Source organism: Chitinophagaceae bacterium (assembly GCA_016717285.1).
Taxonomy (GTDB): domain Bacteria; phylum Bacteroidota; class Bacteroidia; order Chitinophagales; family UBA10324; genus JACCZZ01.
On record JADKFU010000005.1, the window covers coordinates 1,194,498 to 1,213,829 of the forward strand.

The window sequence follows — 19,332 nt, forward strand, 5'->3', positions numbered from 1 at the left end:
AGAAATGAAAAAGTTGATATGCTGTCTGGCTTTGTTCTTTCCCACTTTTCTATTTGCACAGGAGGAGGAAAGCGATGAAATGGTAGCAACCTACGATACCATTGCTGTACATGATCCCAATGCTTATAACATTGTGGACATGAAAATCAGGTACTTGCCTTCAGGCAGAATGTATCGTGCCGGTAAATTGTTGAATGGTAAAAAACAAGGGATTTGGCGAACTTACTTTGAGAGCGGGCAACTCAGCAGGGTGGAAGAATATAACCTTGATTTTTATGATGGCCTGGTTTTGATTTTTGATGAAAACGGCAGTTTGTTGAAAGAGCAAAGTATTAAAAACAGTAAGTTAGAAGGGTTAGTGCACGACTTTTATATCGGTGGATATATTAAGAGCGAAGAAAATTATGCTGCGGGTGTGCTCAATGGCTGGCGGCGGGCTTACTCTGTGGAAGGATTACTTTCTGAGGAAGGAATGTGGAGGAATGGTAAGCGCGACAGTCTTAACCGTTGGTTTTATCCCGATGGAAAACCCTTTGTGGAATACAACTATGTGAATGGCGTGATCAGTGGTATTTCATCACAATATTATGAAAGCGGCAAAATTATGTCGCAAGGCAACTACGATGACAATATAGAAAATGGAGCATGGAAAGATTTCTATGAATCAGGAAAGGTGAAGGCCGAAGGCACCAATAAATCCGGAAAGAAGACCGGTACATGGAAGTTGTATGATGAGTCTGGCGCCCTGCAAAAAACACAGACATGGAACGAAGGCGTGATGGTAAAGGAAGTTCCTGCTAAGAAATAATAATCCTCACTCGTTGGTTGCTGCTTACCATTTCAAATTCAATAATTATGAAAGACGCACTGATTCCTGTTTTACTTTTGATGACATGCATTTCTGCCAGTGCACAAATTACGATTACACAAGCCGATATGCCGCATCCCGGAGGCACTTATATTACCACGGGATTGGTACTTGATCTTGCAATTGATCCTGTTGAAACGGGTCCGGATCACATCTGGGATTTTCAACAACTTACGCCTTTAACTTCCACCACAGATACTTTTTATGATCAGACCGAGCTCTCATTTCTTTATCAGCTCTTATACACCGGAGCAAACCTTGTAGATAAAACTGCTTACAGCATTTCGATAGATCAACTCTCGTTGGATGATGTGTATCTTATTTATAAAAGCAATTCCACTTTATACGAGCAATATGGATTTGCCGGCACATTTGATGGTATTCCTGTCCCGATTGTTTATGGAGAAAAGGATGTGATCTATAATTTCCCCCTTCAATATGGCGATGTGGATTCTTCTGAGTCGGGTTTTGCATTTGGCCTTACAGGATTCGGATATGTTTCACAGCAGCGGAAAAGAGTAAATACCGTTGATGGTTGGGGAACGGTTAAAACGCCGGCGGGAACCTTTAACGCTTTAAGAGTTAGTTCTACCATATTGGATGTTGACAGTGTTTATCTTGACACCTTAAATTTCGGTACCAATGTTACCTTGAAATCTTATGAATATAAATGGCTGGCAGCGGGAAGTGGAACACCGGTTTTCCAGATCAATGCGCAGGATGTTTTGGGCTTACCGGTAGTTACTCAAATTACTTATCAGGATACAACACTGCAGACCGGAATAAGGCCGGTAGCCACTTCAGGCATTTCATTGGCTTCGGTATTTCCCAACCCTGCAAATGATATGTTGCAGATTAAAACAAATGAAACTGTAGATGGCCCTTTGCACCTAACCGTTACCAATCTATCCGGAAAGATCATAGCGAAAAGAATTTTGTCCCATCCTGTTTCAGTGCTTGATCTTTCATCCTGGAGCAACGGGATTTATTTTTTAGAATTTGTTGAAAATCAAAATGTGCAACATCATGCTATTGTAGTGGAACATTGAATTAAAAAGTTAATCAGACTTTCATCAGGTTTTAACAACTCACCTATTCAGGTTCCAGTTAATTTACCACGAGCTTTATTATTCAGATGTAAGGTGGTGTTAGCCGGAATCTTTACCTTTACCTTCTTTCAAAAAAGAACACTATTTCATGCCAACGATATTGATCATTGACGATGAGAAAAGTATCCGCCGCACGCTGCGTGAAATTCTCGAATATGAAGGTTATAAGGTTGAAGAAGCCAATGATGGACCGGAAGGGTTGAATATGCTCAAAGAAAAAACTTTTGACGCGATCCTTCTTGATATCAAGATGCCTAAGATGGACGGACTCGAGGTGCTGGATAAAATCATGCAGACCAATGCGGATACACCTGTCATTATGGTTTCAGGACACGGCACCATCGATACTGCAGTAGAAGCAGTGAAGAAAGGCGCCTATGATTTTGTTGCAAAGCCAATGGATCTCAACCGGTTGCTGATTTCTTTGCGTAACGCGTTGGAAAAAGTTTCGCTGGTTACAGAGACCAAAGTGCTCAAACGCCGCGTCTCTAAAACCCGGGAAATACTCGGACAATCGCCGGCAGTGGAAAAGATCAAAGAAAAAATTGAAAAGGTAGCACCAACGGATGCACGGGTACTTATTACAGGTGACAATGGCACAGGAAAGGAACTTGTAGCACGCTGGATACATGAAAAAAGTAACCGTGCATCAGGTCCTTTGATAGAAGTGAACTGCGCGGCCATACCAACTGAACTGATAGAGAGTGAATTATTTGGTCATGAAAAAGGTGCCTTCACTTCAGCCATCAAACAACGCATTGGGAAATTTGAATCTGCTACAGGCGGCACACTCTTCCTGGATGAAATTGGGGATATGAGCCTGAGTGCGCAGGCAAAAGTGTTGCGTGCCTTGCAGGAAAGCAAAATCACGCGCGTGGGTGGTGATAAGGAAATATTAGTAGATGTAAGAGTGGTGGCTGCTACCAACAAAGACCTGAGCAGAGAGATTGACAAAGGAAATTTCCGGATGGATCTTTATCATAGGTTGAGTGTGATTATTATTCATGTTCCCTCCCTCAATGATCGCAAAGAGGACATACCGATTCTTGCTGAAAAATTTGTAACTGAAATCTGCGAAGATTATGGCATTCCGCGTAAAATTGTAACACCTAAAGCCATTCAGGAACTTCAAAATGTCAACTGGACAGGTAATATCCGTGAGTTGCACAATGTGATGGAACGATTAGTAATTCTAAGTGAAAATAAAATAACTGAACAGGAAGTGCTGGCTTATGCAGTGGCCAATATTGCCAACGACCCGATGGAGTCGATGTTCAACAGGTTTGACAAGTTCATAGATTTTCGTGATTTTATGGAGAAGCAATACATAGAATATCGTTTGCGCCTCAATTCATGGAATGTTTCCAAAACTGCCGATGAAATTGATTTGCAGCGAAGCCACCTTTACAGCAAGATGGACAAGTTTGGATTGAAAAGAGAAGAGACACAAAGCAGTTCGTAAGCACCGGAATTATATTTGAAGTAATAGAACCTTAAAAGATTATTACATCGCTTATTATTTTAGCAAGGAATAGTCACCTTCATAACCCAATGATTTAGCTTTCATCAGGTCCCTCGCTGCCGCTTCTTTTTTTGAAAGCCTGTAATAAGAGAGTCCCCGGCAATAGTAGGCGGCCGGGAGGTCGGGTTGAAGCTTCACAGCAATATCAAAATCGGAAATAGCGGATTCATAATTACCCATTTCATAATAAGTATATCCGCGTTGTGCCCACAACGTAGCTTTTTTTCCATTCAAGGCGATTGCTTTTGAAAAATCATCCACCGCTTTTTGCGGCTGTTTCAAGGTGTTGTAACTGATACCTCTGTTAATGTAAGCATTCACATAATCGGGTTTCAACGCAATTGCTTTGGAATAAGCAGCCATGGATTCAGGCATTTTGTTTTGATCTGCATAAATATTTCCAAGGTTGTTGAATACTTCCGGATCGTTGGTATTCATTTTAAGTAGCACCTTATAATCATTCAATGCTGCGGCAGTGTTGCCCCTTGCGCCATAATAGTTGCCGCGGTTCTTATATGCTGTTGCTGCCTCCGGATATTTGCTGATCACGTCACTCCACAATGTTTCGCTCGTATGCCACACCTTAGTGCGCTCGTGCGAGAGGTAGCCCAACAAAAAAAATATAATTGCAGCCGCAACAAGAAGTGAAGGCCGGATCTTTTGTTTTTCATGGTAAATTTTTTCAAATCCAAAGCCGGTAACAAAACAGAGCCCGGCATAGGAAAGATAACTGTAGCGGTCAGCCATCAATGCATTTCCTACAGTAATAAATTGCAAAACGAGCGCAATGCTTACCAGGAAAAAGAGGAAACCGAACACGATAAATGATTGCTTCCTTAAATAACGGTAAACCAACCAGGCCGTCACAATCAGCACCATTGGTGAAGCATAAAACAGGAATGGCAGCGACTGTGAACTGTCTGTAACCGGATACGGATAGAATGCGGAAAGTGACCAGGGGAATAAAAATTTTAGCAGGTAAATCATACAACCATAGCAACCGAAAAAAAATTGTTGAATAAAAGTGAAGGAGGCTACTGTTTCATTTGCAGACGCTGCCTGAATACGCAAGGCGATTATGCCGAAGAAAAGAGAAACCAGCAGAAATGGAATTTTTTCCAACCATGCCAGCCGTGACAGTTTACGTTGCTGGAAATAATCTATCAGGATTAAAATAATTGGAAGCACTACTGCCATTGCTTTTGACAGACAGGACAGCAGGAAAAATAAAAAGCTGACGAAAAGCCAAATGCTTTTTTCTTTTAACCTGTATTGCAGATAAGCATGCAATGAAAGAAGCAGGAAAAATACATAGAGCACATCTTTCCGTTCAGAGATCCAGGCAACTGACTCTACATGCATCGGATGAATGCCGAATAAGATCCCTGAAATGGTACCCGTGATTATTTTTTTTCCTGATAAGAAATAGAAAAACAGGAATACCAGAACACTGTTCATTACATGAAAAAGAATGTTGGTGGCAAGATAAGCATGAGGATGAAAACCCGCTGCCTGCCGGTTCAGGGCAAGCGTAATCATTGTTAATGGATGATAGTTCAGTGCGACCGGTTCCGTGAAAATGGATCGCCAGTCAATAGTGGCGCTGGTCAGGAACGGATTCGACGTTACATAAGAATCATCATCCCAATTTGTAAAGGAGCCGTTCAGCGCGGGCGCGAATACAATAAAGGTGATCATCGCGATGGCTGCTGCAATAAAAAAAAGTATCAACCGGTTGGAAGAAGGAACAACGGTTTGTTGTTTCTTAATTGGAGGAGTCTGCTTTCGTGCTTTTTTCATATTGCGTTACAGGTTGAAAGTAATAAAGTTTGAAAAGACCTGGTGATGAATGAATCAGCTTTCTTCATTGATTCATGAAAGCTGAAATTTGGGAATTGATTTCCGGAAGACCTGCCTGGGATAATAAAAGTATTAAGATGTGTGTTTTGATTTCCATTTTATGGTGCACACCTATCGCTGTATCTTTGTCATAAAAGCATCATTTTGATTTCATGGTAATGTAAAATACTTGTATCATCGGGCAATTCATTTTAACTTAACGATCATTTTATTAAACTATGAAAATCAGAAGACGACCGTTGCTTATTTTTTACCTGCTGGTAACGTATATTTTTATTTCCTTCACCTGGTGGATATTTTTATTGGTGCGCATCAACGCAGAAGCATACAATGAGAAAAAAGAATTGACACAATTGAATTATATCTATCAGCATAAAGTACCCTACAATGATGAAAATTCGGCAACATTCACAAAAATAGACCGTGAATATCATAGAAAAGTCTACATGATTATCGGGGAAGGAACGGTTTTCCTGGTCATCTTAATGGTGGTAACGCTTAAGACAAATCAAAGCCTGCAACGCGAGTACAAACTGAACCGCCAGCAAAAAAATTTCCTGTTATCTATAACTCATGAACTGCGTTCACCTATTGCATCTTCAAGAGTTGCGCTGCAAACGATGTTGAAGCGTGATTCGCTGCCACGTAACAAAGTGGAATTGCTGCTGAATAATTCATTACATGATATGGATCGCTTGCAGTTGCTGGTAGAAAATATTTTACTCGCGGCAAAAATTGAAGACCATGCATTCCAGATCGGCAAGGATGCATGCAACCTGAGCGAGATAGTGCAAACGGTGATTGATAAGACGGTAGCAGCATCAGAATTTCAGCGTGTCTTTAACACAGATATAAAACCGGAAGTATTTGTGATTGGAGACAGGATGGCACTGACCAGTGTGGTTACTAACCTGGTTGAAAATGCGATAAAATACTCTGCTGATGCAACCATGATTGAAGTCGCGGTGTCAGAAGAAGACAAGCATGCTTTTTTTACAATTTCAGACCATGGCTTTGGAATCCCGGATGCGGAAAAGAAAAAAGTGTTTGAGAAATTTTACCGTATTGGCCAGGAAGAGACCCGCAAAACAAAGGGAACCGGATTAGGACTTTATATTGTGGGGCGCATTCTGGAATTACACAAAGGGAAAGTTACAGTTAAGGATAACCAACCGAGAGGTTCAGTTTTTCAGGTTGAATTACCAAAATTCGTTTAGAAAATATAAACACCTTAAAGCATTCTAACATTTTAAACTAACCTGCATATGTCGACTAGCACCGCAGTACTCAACCAGGCCACAGCGTATCAGAACTTGTCTCAGCCGAGAATACTGGTTGTGGAAGATGAAGAAAACCTGCTCGAAGCCATAAAAATTAATTTGGAGCTGGAGGGCTATGAAGTCGTGGTAGCCATTACCGGTCCGCAAGCACTGAAACGATTCCGTGAAGAACGGTTTAACCTTGTGGTATTGGATATTATGTTACCTGAACTGGATGGTTACCAGGTGTGTCAGACCATTCGTATTACTAACACTGAAACACCGATTCTGTTTCTTACAGCAAAGGATACCAGTGAAGACAAAGTGATGGGTCTTAAGATGGGTGCTGATGACTATCTCACCAAACCGTTTAACCTGGAGGAATTCTTATTACGGGTGAAAGTATTGATTCGCCACAGCATGAAAGGAACAGCGGATGAAATGAGTACACATATTTTTAGCTTTGATGAGAATGAAATCAATTTCTCCACTTTCATAGCAAAAGGCAAAAGCAAAAACCCTATTCAACTTACGAAGCGGGAAGCAGCTTTGCTTAAACTGCTGATTGAACGAAAGAATGAAGTAGTATCCCGCAAGCAGATTTTGCAAACGGTATGGGGTTATGATGTGTTTCCTTCTACACGAACGATTGATAATTTTATCCTCACTTTTCGGAAATACTTTGAGAAAGATTCCCGCAATCCCGTTTATTTTCATTCCATAAGAGGTGTCGGTTACAAATTTACAGACCACTAACGACCGATTTTTCTGAATTTTATAGTATCGCATCAAGCGATTGGCAATGAATTGGATGTTGGCCTGAATGATTTGGCATTTGATAATCGAAATCAGTTTGCCACATTTTTTTTCATCAAACGATAAAGCGCAATTATACTGATGGCCATTCTGCAATGGAGATCAGTAAATACAGTCAGTGGTTAAAGTATCGTTAAAATCGTTGTTTCAAACCAGCAATGCCATAAATTTGCGAGGTGAAAATTTCACTCATCACCTTCAATATAGTGTTGCTTACCTTGTCGCTCATCGGCATCATTGTGCTGCAGGGGTTATGGATAAGAAATGCCTGGGATACCAAACAGGAGGACTTTTATAAAACAGTTAATGAAGCGCTGAACAATGTAGTAAGTAAAGTGGAACGGCGTGAAGCAGCAAGTTTTATCCATCAGCGATATAGTGTAGCAGATCAAAACAAAGTTTTCTTTAGTCAGCGGGAGGAAATTTCCGTTGCTTCATCCGGCACCGACACAGTCGTTCGCAAAACAAAAATTACCAGTCAGCACTCATTTAGTTCGAATAATTCAAAGTACAGCCCGGTTTTCTCCAACCCTGAGGTAATTATTGAATTCAATAAAGATTCTGCGATGCAGCCTTCCGGTGAGAGTCGCATGAACACTAAAGCCGGGCAGATGAATGAGATTATTTACCAGATGGTAATGGAACTGAGCAACGTAAAAGTTCCGATTGACCGGCGCATTCCACCACTTGAACTTTATACCATGATCAGGCAGGAGTTGAGTAAAAAAGGCATTGAATTGCCTTTTCAATTCGCTGTGGTGCGTGGTGTTAAGGATTCCATTTGCAGTGTAAAATCGCCTTCCTTCACGATGGCCATGGTACCGGCGTCTTTCAGGGCTGACCTTTTTCCCAATGATATTTTTATGAGTCCTTATCAATTGTTATTGCATTTTAACGACACTCAACCATATATTGTAAAATCATTATGGTGGATGCTGATATTATCAGCCATCTTTCTGCTGCTGATTGTTGCCACTTTTTCATCTGCTGTATATATCATTCTCCGGCAGAAAAAACTGGCCGACATAAAAACTGATTTTATCAATAACATGACGCATGAATTAAAAACACCCATTGCCACTATTTCAGTGGCGTTGGATGCGATCAATAATCCGAAAGTGCTTTCAGATCAGGACAGGATCAGGTATTACTCCTCCATCATCGGCAATGAGAATAAGCGAATGAACGCACATGTGGAGAATATTCTGCAAATGGCAATGGTTGATAAAGAGAATTTCAACCTGAATGAACAATTGCTGAATATTCATGATATCATTTATCATGTATCTGACCCGGTGAGCATGCAGGTGGAAAAGCGAAACGGAATTTTGACGTTGGAACTCTGTGCCGAAAATGCTGAGGTAGTGGGTGATGAAGTACACCTTACAAATGTTATTCATAACCTGTTGGACAATGCCAATAAGTATTCATTAAATGCGCCCGAGATAACCATCAGTACGGCCAACGAAAAAAGCGGAATTGTAATCAGCGTGGAGGATAAAGGAATTGGTGTCAGTCAGCAAACACAGCGGAAAATATTTGATAAATTCTACCGGGAACAAAGCGGTAATATTCACGATGTAAAAGGTTTTGGGCTGGGGCTTGCTTACGTGAAATCTATTGTAAAAAAGCATGGTGGCACAATTGAGGTAACCAGCGAATTGGGAAAGGGAAGCCGTTTTGAAATTTATTTACCATTTGGCCACGTGCAGGCAACGAACACTGCACAGCCGGCGAATGATGGTGCTTAAATCAGCTTCCTTTCCATCACAATAAAAACGATCGTGCATCGTAAACCTGACTATGGAAAAGAATCCGAAAATACTATTAGCTGAAGATGATCCGAACTTTGGAACCGTGTTACGCGATTACCTTGAGTTAAACAACTACGACGTTACGCTTGCGGTCAATGGAACAACCGCGTTGCAGTTGGAGCAGAAAAAGGACTTCGATCTTTGTGTGCTTGATGTAATGATGCCTGAAATGGATGGGTTCTCCGTTGCGCGTGAAATCAGGAAAAGAACTCCCTTGCTCCCTTTCATTTTTTTAACGGCGAAAACGCTAAAGGCTGACGTAGTGGAAGGTTACAGGATTGGAGCAGACGACTACATCACAAAACCATTTGACTCTGAAGTACTCTTATATAAGATCAGGGCGATTCTGAAGCGGAGGCATGAACCGGCCAAAACAATTGAGCTGCCGAATGATTTTGTGATTGGCAAATATTCTTTTAATTATAGATTAAGGGCGCTCAGGTTATCAAATCAGGAATGGAAAATGTCGCCCAAGGAAGCTGATTTATTGCGCCTGCTTGCCGCCAGCATGAATGATGTGGTGTTGCGGCAGGAAGCACTCCGGCTCATCTGGGGAGAAGACAATTTTTTTACAGGCCGGAGCATGGATGTATTCATCGTAAAACTTCGGAAATATTTAAAAGACGATCCTGATGTGGAGATCGTCAATATTCATGGAAACGGTTATCGCCTTATGGTAGGAAACCGTCAAAATGCCTGATCACGGTTGCACCTTGCAATTCCTTATTGAATGCAATAATGGCTATTTTTAAACTTTATGACTGGAGTGTAACACGGCAGTTTGCAGGCAGCATTACGAAGGATTCCGGAATGTGCAACAAGTGAAAACTTTCAGTAATAAGTTTCAGCAATTCCTGAAATCATTTGTCCGTTAACCGGTTGCATTGATAGATCAATCAACGGGAAAAACATTCTTCTTACAAAGGCAACGATTGAAAAAAACAACCTTTCATATTGTTTACAGTGCAGTATTCACTGTGCTTTTTTTTGTCGGGCCGTTATCTGCGCAGCAACTTTCAAATCTCCGTCACAAAACAGTTTCATTCACCGGCAATACCCTTCAAATCGATTCGCTCAGTGTTCTTCCGGGCACTGTTATTCTTAATGATGCGTTGTCGGGAAATGTAATTCCTGAGGAGCAATACGTGGTGGATGACTTTAAATCTACACTTACCTGGAAAGGCAGTGCAGTTCCCGATAGTATAAACATTACCTACCGGGTTTTTCCTTATGCATTTTCGAAAGAACTTTTTCACAAAGATTTCTCAAGGCTGAACAAACAAGACAGTCTCAGCAGGTTGCCGATCATCTATTCGCTGCAGGAACTGAGTCCGGGCACATCACTTGATCTTGGAGCAGTAAATTATAACGGCAGCTTCACACGCGGCATCACATTCGGTAACAACCAGGATTTAGTGGTTAATTCCGGCTTCAACCTGCAGTTGCAGGGTAAAGTGGCAGGTGATGTGGAGGTGCTCGCCGCGCTCTCTGATAATAACATTCCAATTCAACCGGATGGCAACACGCAACAGTTACAGGAATTCGATAAAGTATTTATTCAGCTTAAGAAAAATAAGTCATCGCTCGTGGTGGGTGACTATGAATTGTCGAAGCCGGATGGTTATTTCATGAACTACTATAAAAAACTGCAGGGCGCAAGTTTCAGTACGGTGTATGATGCAGGACCTGACTTGCATTTAAAAACCAATGTAGGTATCGCATTGGCAAAAGGAAAATATGCGCGCAATAAATTCCCGGGTCAGGAAGGCAACCAGGGACCTTATCGGCTTACAGGAAACAATGGCGAAACCTTTATCGTGATACTTGCCGGAAGCGAACGCGTTTTTATTGATGATCAATTGATGGTGCGTGGCGCTGACCTTGATTACGTGATTGATTACAATGCAGGTGAAATTATTTTTTCTCCCACACGACTTATTACAAAGGATAAAAGAATCACGGTGGAGTTTCAATATTCTGAGCAGGCCTATCTGCGCTCTGTTTTTTTTGCAAATCAACAGTTTCAGCAGGATAAGTCAACCATCAGGGTAAATTTTTATTCAGAGCAGGATGCCAAAAATCAACCGGTGCAGCAGGAACTGACTGATTCCCAGAAAGTGATCCTTTCTGAATCCGGTGACAGTATTCAAAAGGCATATTACCAAAGCATTGACAGTGTCCCCTTTACTGCTGATCGGATCCTGTACAGAAAGATTGATTCGCTCGGATATGTAGTGTATGTCTATTCCACGAATCCTGATGTAGCACATTACGCCCTCAGCTTTTCTTACCTCGGACCCGGCAACGGCAACTATGTTATTTCCACGAACCTTGTAAATGGAAGAGTTTACAACTGGGTCGCACCGCTCAATGGAATTCCACAAGGTTTATATGAACCCGTGATTCCGTTAATTGCACCACAACGCATTCAATTATTAACCGTTGGCGGTGAATATGCTTTTAATGAACATGCAAACTTATTATGGGAAGGAGCATTCAGTAACCAGGATGTAAATACTTTTTCTGATATAGATAACGGCGACAATAGCGGTGGCGCAGCAAAGCTGGGATGGAATCAGAAAATTTCACTTAACAATAGTAAAGTGAAACCCAGTTTCTTTTTATTTAACGGACAGTATGAATTTGCTTCCCGAACATTCAAACCTGTAGAGCGTTACCGTTCTGTAGAATTCGAAAGAGACTGGAATCTTCCTCTTGATGAAGTAGCGGCAAATGAAAACCTTGCTACAGTTAGTTTGGGATTGCAGCAAATTACAAAGGGAAATGTGTCGTACGTTTTTTCACTTTATAACCGTACCGGGAATTATACCGGTATTAATAATTCACTCCATGGCAACTACGAGTATCACGGATTTCATGCTTCCTTGATTTCATCTTATCTCGTTTCTTCGACTGATGTTTTAGAAACAAAATTTCTTAGACCTGCAGTTGATATATCTCAATCTTTTCGATTTTTAAAAGGGGCAGTATTGGGTTTGCATGGGGAGCAGGAAAATAATCGGCAAATTTTGAAAGGAACAGATACTTTATCAGCGTCCGGTTTTTACTGGAATGAAGGAAAAATCTATTTACGAAGCAGTGATACCGCTAAGATCCGCTATAACATTGATTATGCTTCGCGAATCGATTACACTCCTGAATCAAATCAATTTGTAAAAGCAACCATTGGCAATACCATGAATGCAGGTGTTGAATTTTTAAAGAATCCCAACAGCATTTTACGTGCAAACGTCATCTACCGTAAACTTAATGTGCCTGATACACTCATTACTCCACAGCGCGCGGATGAATCATTGCTTGGAAGGTTGGGTTATGACCTCCAGGTGAAAAAAGGATTTATCACTTCCAACACACTTTATGAATTGGGATCAGTGCAGGAACAAAAAAAAGAATATGCTTATACGCCTGTTCCTGATGGTACCGGAGTTTATACATGGAATGATTACAACTCCGATGGGATACAACAGATCAATGAATTTGAGGTTGCCGCTTTTCAGAGCGATGCTAATTACATCAGGCTGTTATTGCCTACCAACCAGTTTGTAAAAGCGTATTCCTCATTGTTCAATGAATCACTTTCCATCAATCCGCGCAACCTTTGGCGAACTCCGCGTGGATTCAAAGAACTGATCAGTCGCTTTTCCGCGCAGGCAACTTTGCAAATCAATAAAAAAACACTTCCGGGTAATTTTTCTTCGCAGTTCAATCCGTTTCTATTGAATGTTGCGGATACCTTGCTCATTTCAAATAGCTCTCTTGTTTCAGGCTTTCTATACTTTAACCGGAGCAATCCGAAATACGGCCTCGATTTCTCTTATCAGAATAACCGGTCGAGTACCTTATTAACGAATGGAATAGAATCGCGTAGTTTACGTGATTATGGTATTCGCTGGAGGTGGAATATCACGCGCAAATTTTCTTCCATCTTAAAAGTGAATCAGAATCAAAAGGGATATGTAGCTGAATATTTTCCGGAAAATGATTACCTCTTGAATGGATACTTTCTTACACCTCAACTATCTTTTCAGCCATCCAACGTATTCAGGTTAACTGTCAGTTACAGTTATGGCAACAGTAAAAACTCAATCAGCGACGGAGAAGGTGAACAGGCCATCAACAATAAAGTGACACTGGATTTAAAGTACAATGTAGTGGCCAAAAGTGTAATTAATGTGGGTGCTGTATATGCAAATGTTGATTACTCCGGAGTCAGCAATACAGCGGTGGAATATGCCATGCTCGAAGGATTGCAAAAAGGACAGAACTATTTGTTGAATATTTCTTTCGACCGCAAGCTTTCGAATTTTATTGAGATGTCGTTGAGTTATGAAGGTCGCAAAACCGGGAGTGCACCGTTGGTGAATACCGGCCGTGCCCAAGTGCGTGCGATTTTCTGAGAAGCTGTTTAAAAATGGTTTCCGGAATTATGATAGCTGCAGGTGAAGATCCAAACCACGGCTGCTTAACTGTTGAAAGTATATTCACCGGCAACTTCAGCAACATCTCTCCATTGATAAAATGATTTTTAAACAGCCTCTGAATGAAAGGCAAAAAAAAACCACTTCCGGGGAAGTGGTTTTTTTCTAAATACTATTGTATTATTTCAATTCGAATTTTTGTGAACTCAATAAATAGCCATCCTGGTAAACTTCTGTAGTATAGGTACCCTTTTCATAGGGCGTACTTTGTTGCCAGTAGGTACAAACATTCTTTGACTTTTGATCATACTGAACGTTGGTGGAAGTAGTGTATTGGCGTTGTTCGCCCGTGCCTGCTACCATGAACGTGCCTGAACCGCTGCTCTCAATTGAAAGCGTTGTTCCCTGAGGACTTATAATGCGAACTAAAAATGTCTTTTCTCCAGGATCCGCAACCTGATTTTCCGGCAAATCAAAACAAACCTTTAACTTCTCTGCCTTCTTTGCATTGTCTGTTTCACTTTCTTTGCCGCTTGATTTTCCACGAACGCCAGTGGAAGAGAGGCTCGTCGGTTTTAGCAACGATGCAACCGATACTTTTTGAGAAAGAACCTGATTCGTATTGCTCAATTGTGTATTCGTATTCATTTCGTTCGCCAATGTTTGACCTAACGAATCGTTTTTGGTGATCAGAATCTGATTTTTATCCTGAAGGTCTTTAATCTGCGCCATCAGGTCATTTACAGTATTCTGCATACCATCCAATTGTTTCTTATAGTCGGCATCAGTGACTTTCATTTTCTTTTTCATTGCATCGAGGTTAGATTTAAAACCCATCAGTTCTTTTTCTTTCAAGGCAATGATACTGTCGAGCTTTGAATTCTGACCTTTGTAAGACTCAATATTCACCAGAGCTTCCTGATATTTCATGTCAAGGTCAGCGATACGGATGCTGTCCATGTTGGTTTCTTCAGAAAGTGCTTGAACCTGATTTTTCGACTGGTAATAGTTTACGTACAGGTAAATATTAATTCCGACAAGCAATAGGATGAGGATAATGTAAAAAATAGTCCGGTTATTCTGTTTAGGAGGTTGGTTTCCCGGTTGGTTTAATCTTACGTCTGACATACTTGGTTATTTTTGGTTAAGAAAAACTCACATTTGCAAAATTAGTACCGAAAAGTCAGAATTCAATTTTTTATTACTCATAAAGTGTTATTTCCCTTATAAATATACTCTAAAACAGGAAAAATACTGCACAAGTTGGGCAAGAATTAGTCATGTTTGCCAGCTTCTGCAACATCCATTAAACCTGGCGATGGATTAAAATTTGTCTGAATATATAATGTCATTGCTATTTGCCAACCGTTGCATATCTCGTTTCTAAAGTCGTTTTATTGTAGCGGGACTTTTCATGATCAAATAACAATCCGAAGGGATCAAATATTTTTACTGCTATTTTTATCCCAATAATAAATCATTGCATAACGATCGCATTTTACAAGTCGTCAACCTTCAGACTTTTTTCACGGCAAACGGACAAAAATCTTTTGCGTTGAATAACGTCAGCTTTGACCTTCATCATGGTGAAACTGTCGGGATCGTCGGAGAGTCAGGATCGGGCAAATCCATCACTGCATTATCGTTGATGAGGTTGCTTCCTCCTGCGGGAAAAATTACGAACGGATCGGTTTTTTTTTCAAAAACTCATGGAGCGCCTGTTGACCTGCTTTCTATTCCTGATAAGGAAATGCGACAATACCGTGGCCGTGAAATCGCCATGATTTTCCAGGAACCAATGACTTCTCTCAATCCTGTATTTACTTGCGGTAATCAAATAATGGAAGCCATCTCGTTACATCTTAAATTGCGAGCCGCGGATGCAAAGGAGCGAACACTTTCAATGCTGAACAGAGTTCAACTGCAGGATCCGAATCGGGTCTTCCATGCGTATCCGCATCAAATTTCCGGTGGAGAAAAGCAACGTGTAATGATTGCAATGGCTATGAGCTGCAATCCGCGTATCCTCATTGCTGATGAACCGACCACCTCCCTTGATGTAACAGTACAGTCGCGCATATTGAAATTGATGGACAGTTTGCGGAGAGAAAATGAAATGAGCATGCTCTTTATCAGCCACGATTTAGGCGTAGTAGCGGAAGTGGCGGATCGCATACTTGTAATGTATAAAGGAAAAATTGTGGAACAGGGAACAGTGGAAGAAATATTTTTGAATCCACAGCATCCATATACAAAAGGATTATTGGCATGCCGTCCGCCGGTAGGGAAAAAATTGCACAGACTTCCCACTATTTTTGATTTCATGAGCGAAGATGATGAGGGCCTGTTGACAGCACGATCTCAGGAGGCTGCAGTACTTTCAGCTGAAAATGTGATTTCACCAAATGAAATTTCGATCCGGCTTGAGCGATTGCAACAACGCGAACCCATACTTTCAGTAAAAGATTTGAAAGTGTATTTTCCTGATAAGAAAAACATTTTCGGTTCAGCCCAATCATTTGTGAAAGCAGTGGATGGTGTTTCATTTAATGTGTATCCGGGAGAAACACTTGGTTTGGTAGGAGAGTCCGGCTGCGGAAAAACCACTTTAGGAAGATGTGTTTTGCAGTTGGTAAAACCGATTTCCGGATCTGTGATCTTTGAGGGAAAGGAATTGACCACACTTTCGGACGACGAGATGAGAAGCGTTCGCAAATCACTCCAGATTATTTTCCAGGATCCTTACTCGTCACTCAATCCGCGGCTGACTGCAGGCGCTGCAATCCTGGAACCGATGAAAGTTCATGAACTTTATTCAGACGAAGCTGAACGCCGCGAAAAAGTATTCGATCTGCTTCAGAAAGTAAATTTGTCTTCAGATGCCTACAATCGTTTTCCCCATGAATTTTCGGGTGGACAACGACAGCGGATTTGCATCGCGCGTGCTCTGGCATTACATCCAAAATTTATTGTTTGTGATGAATGTGTTTCAGCGCTGGATGTCTCTGTGCAGGCGCAGGTATTGAATCTGCTGCTTCAGCTTCAGGAAGAATTTCAATTCACTTACATTTTTATTTCGCACGATCTTTCCGTTGTAAAATTTATGAGCGACCGAATGCTGGTAATGAATAATGGAAAGATTGAAGAATCAGGCAATGTTGATGACGTCTACCATCACCCATCTTCTGAGTACACAAAGAAGTTGATAAACGCCGTTCCTAAAGGAATTAAGAATTAAGAATCAGGAATCAGGAATTATTTAGCAATGACACAATGAGTAATAACCAATCTGCTAACGACTAACGACTCTTTACTCTTTACTCGCTACTCACTACTCTTCTTCACCCTCATTTTCTCCCACATATCCCACAACTCATCCGGAATATTTTCCAAACCTGTAAACTGACCTGCGCCATGCAGCCATTCGCCGCCATCAATCACTACCACTTCACCATTCACATATGCTGAATAGTCTGAAATCAGGTAGGCTGCAAGATTGGCAAGTTCCTGGTGCTCGCCGTAACGGCCAATTGGTAATCGCTTCATTGGGTCAACATATTGTTGCACGACAGGTGGAAACAAACGGCTCCACGCACCTTCCGTAGGAAAAGGGCCCGGAGCAATTGCATTGCAACGGATTTTTTTACGACCCCATTCAGCAGCGAGTGAACGCGTAAGAGCGAGCACGCCGCCTTTCGCAGCAGCAGATGGTGCAACATAACCCGAACCTGTGAAAGCATAAGTGGTAACAATATTTAATATATTTCCGGGCAGTTTTTTTTCAATCCAGTATTTTCCGAGCGCAAGTGAACAATTGTAAGTTCCTTTTAAAACAATATCAACCACCACATCAAAGGCTTTGTGAGAAAGCCGTTCCGTTGGCATCACAAAATTTCCGGCAGCGTTATTTAACAAGGTGTCCACTCTTCCATAATAATCCAGTGACTGTTTCAACATCGATTCAACATCTTCATATTTACGAACATCACAGGCGATGGCCAATACCTTATTACCGGTTTCCTTTTCCATTTCTGTTGCTGTTTGTTGCAACACATCCAGTTTTCTTGAAGTGAGTATCAGCTGCGCACCTAATTGGGAGCAATAAAGTCCAATTGACTTTCCTAATCCTGTTCCGCCACCGGTAATTACAATCACTTTGTCTTTGAGGGCACCTTCTTTGAGCATGGGTTCATTATACATGTGGGGAAGTGTTTAGATTGTTTAAATTGTTTAGATTGTTTATGATGTTTAAATTGTTTAAATCGTTTTGTAGGTTCGAAAGAGTTTGTATTCAGTGGCAGTATTAATTCTCCAATTCCTAATTGCTAATTCTCAATTCTTAATTCCCCACAATGTCGCAAACATTTATTTTTGCTTCTACAACATGTCACAACTACTTCAATTTACTGACAAAGGTATCTATTGCGAGGCCGGAGATTTTTACATTGATCCCCATAAACCCGTGAATCGTGCAATTATCACACATGCACACAGTGATCATGCCTATCGTGGACATCAGGTTTATCTTGCGCATCGTCAATCTGTTCCCGTAATGCGTCAGCGGCTGGGAGCAGACATCAACGTTCATTCGTTGGAATACAATGAAAAAATAATTCATAACGGAGTTACTGTTTCATTGCATCCTGCCGGTCATATTATTGGTTCTTCACAAGTTCGGGTCGAATTGAATGGTGAAGTTTGGGTTGCTTCGGGTGATTATAAAACTGAAGATGATGGTATCTCAACACCTTTTGAACCTGTGAAGTGCAACACATTTATTTCAGAATCCACTTTTGGATTACCTGTTTATCAGTGGAAAGCACAACAAAGGATTTTTGATGAGATTGAAAGTTGGTGGAAGAGAAATCAGGAAAGAGGTATGGCAAGTGTTCTTCTTTGCTATGCATTGGGAAAGGCACAAAGGATTTTATGCGGTATCGATTTGAGTACAGGACCCATTTATGCGCATGGTGCTATTGAAAATGTGAATGAAGTGCTGCGCAAAAATGGTTCACCTGTTCCGGAAGTAAAAAGGATCACTGCAGAAAACAAAAGAGAAGATTTCCGTAATGCACTGATTCTGGCAACTGCGGCTGTGCAAAATACTTCGTGGTTGGCGAAATTGAAACCGTATTCTATTGGCTTTGCTTCGGGTTGGATGCAGATACGGGGTAACAAAAGAAGAGGCGCGCATGATATCGGTTTTGCTTTAAGTGATCATGCCGATTGGAATGGATTAAACAATGCGGTTAAGGCTACCGGCGCAGAACGTGTATTCGTAACACATGGATATACTTACCAGTTTGCACGTTGGCTGCGGGAAAAGGGACTTGATGCGCAGGAAGTGACTACCTCGTATCAAGGTGAAGTGATTGTTGATGATGAGGTTGGATAGATGTTCAAGTGTTTAACTGTTTGATTGTTTAATTGTTTAATTGTTTAATTGTTGACACGAAGTGTAAGAGTGGCTGAACAACCATTTAGCCATGTGACCATATAGCCATTTCCATAAAGAAGCCATTGCTTAACTGTTTAATGGTTTAATTGTTGACACAAAGTGTGAGAATAGTCCGAACAGCCATTCAGCCATCTAACCATTTAAAGAAGCAATTGCTTAACTGTTTAATGGTTTAATTGTTGACATA

At 41.1% G+C, this 19,332-nt stretch carries 13 protein-coding genes; 10 read left to right on the top strand and 3 right to left on the bottom strand.

What is annotated here, in order from left to right; all coding sequences use genetic code 11:
- Positions 1-4 precede the first annotated feature (4 nt).
- The 3 genes from IPO83_14830 to IPO83_14840 all read left to right on the top strand — a co-directional run bounded on the left by IPO83_14830 (position 5) and on the right by IPO83_14840 (position 3,439).
- A complete protein-coding gene (locus tag IPO83_14830; GenBank protein MBK9732526.1) occupies positions 5-808 on the top strand; it encodes a toxin-antitoxin system YwqK family antitoxin in 804 nt (267 codons plus the stop codon).
- Positions 809-855: 47 nt separating this feature from the next.
- The gene (locus IPO83_14835) at positions 856-1,917 is read left to right on the top strand and encodes a T9SS type A sorting domain-containing protein (protein ID MBK9732527.1); all 1,062 of its coding nucleotides are present in this window, start codon (positions 856-858) and stop codon (positions 1,915-1,917) included.
- A 148-nt stretch (positions 1,918-2,065) separates the two neighbouring features.
- Positions 2,066-3,439: a sigma-54-dependent Fis family transcriptional regulator gene (locus IPO83_14840; GenBank protein MBK9732528.1), complete on the top strand. Its 1,374-nt coding sequence runs from the start codon at positions 2,066-2,068 to the stop codon at positions 3,437-3,439.
- A 54-nt stretch (positions 3,440-3,493) separates the two neighbouring features.
- On the opposite strand, the gene IPO83_14845 is transcribed toward IPO83_14840, so the two are convergent.
- Positions 3,494-5,299 carry a tetratricopeptide repeat protein gene (locus IPO83_14845; GenBank protein ID MBK9732529.1) on the bottom strand — a complete coding sequence of 602 codons (1,806 nt, stop codon included), beginning with the start codon at positions 5,297-5,299 and terminating at the stop codon, positions 3,494-3,496.
- 278 nt (positions 5,300-5,577) lie between these two features.
- Between IPO83_14845 and IPO83_14850 the strand changes: the two genes are divergently transcribed.
- The 5 genes from IPO83_14850 to IPO83_14870 all read left to right on the top strand — a co-directional run bounded on the left by IPO83_14850 (position 5,578) and on the right by IPO83_14870 (position 13,666).
- Positions 5,578-6,576 (top strand): HAMP domain-containing histidine kinase, encoded by a 999-nt coding sequence (locus tag IPO83_14850; protein ID MBK9732530.1) that lies wholly within the window; start codon positions 5,578-5,580, stop codon positions 6,574-6,576.
- Positions 6,577-6,624: 48 nt separating this feature from the next.
- Complete coding sequence (locus tag IPO83_14855; protein MBK9732531.1) at positions 6,625-7,374, top strand: response regulator transcription factor; 750 nt, start codon at positions 6,625-6,627, stop codon at positions 7,372-7,374.
- Between the two features lie 236 nt (positions 7,375-7,610).
- Positions 7,611-9,185, top strand: a complete 1,575-nt coding sequence (locus tag IPO83_14860) for a HAMP domain-containing histidine kinase (GenBank protein ID MBK9732532.1) — start codon at positions 7,611-7,613, stop codon at positions 9,183-9,185.
- Positions 9,186-9,237: 52 nt separating this feature from the next.
- Positions 9,238-9,948 carry a response regulator transcription factor gene (locus tag IPO83_14865; protein ID MBK9732533.1) on the top strand — a complete coding sequence of 237 codons (711 nt, stop codon included), beginning with the start codon at positions 9,238-9,240 and terminating at the stop codon, positions 9,946-9,948.
- A 232-nt stretch (positions 9,949-10,180) separates the two neighbouring features.
- Entirely contained in the window at positions 10,181-13,666 is a 3,486-nt protein-coding gene (locus IPO83_14870; GenBank protein ID MBK9732534.1) for a hypothetical protein, read from the top strand.
- 201 nt (positions 13,667-13,867) lie between these two features.
- Here the strand turns inward: IPO83_14870 and IPO83_14875 are convergent, their stop codons facing one another.
- Positions 13,868-14,815, bottom strand: a complete 948-nt coding sequence (locus tag IPO83_14875) for a hypothetical protein (protein MBK9732535.1) — start codon at positions 14,813-14,815, stop codon at positions 13,868-13,870.
- Positions 14,816-15,182: 367 nt separating this feature from the next.
- Here IPO83_14875 and IPO83_14880 point away from each other — a divergent pair, with 367 nt between their 5' ends.
- A complete protein-coding gene (locus tag IPO83_14880) occupies positions 15,183-16,925 on the top strand; it encodes an ABC transporter ATP-binding protein (protein ID MBK9732536.1) in 1,743 nt (580 codons plus the stop codon).
- Positions 16,926-17,011: 86 nt separating this feature from the next.
- On the opposite strand, the gene IPO83_14885 is transcribed toward IPO83_14880, so the two are convergent.
- Positions 17,012-17,887, bottom strand: a complete 876-nt coding sequence (locus tag IPO83_14885; protein MBK9732537.1) for an SDR family oxidoreductase — start codon at positions 17,885-17,887, stop codon at positions 17,012-17,014.
- A gap of 184 nt (positions 17,888-18,071) precedes the next feature.
- On the opposite strand from IPO83_14885, the gene IPO83_14890 reads away from it, so the two are divergent.
- Entirely contained in the window at positions 18,072-19,082 is a 1,011-nt protein-coding gene (locus tag IPO83_14890) for a ligase-associated DNA damage response exonuclease (protein MBK9732538.1), read from the top strand.
- Positions 19,083-19,332 lie beyond the last annotated feature (250 nt).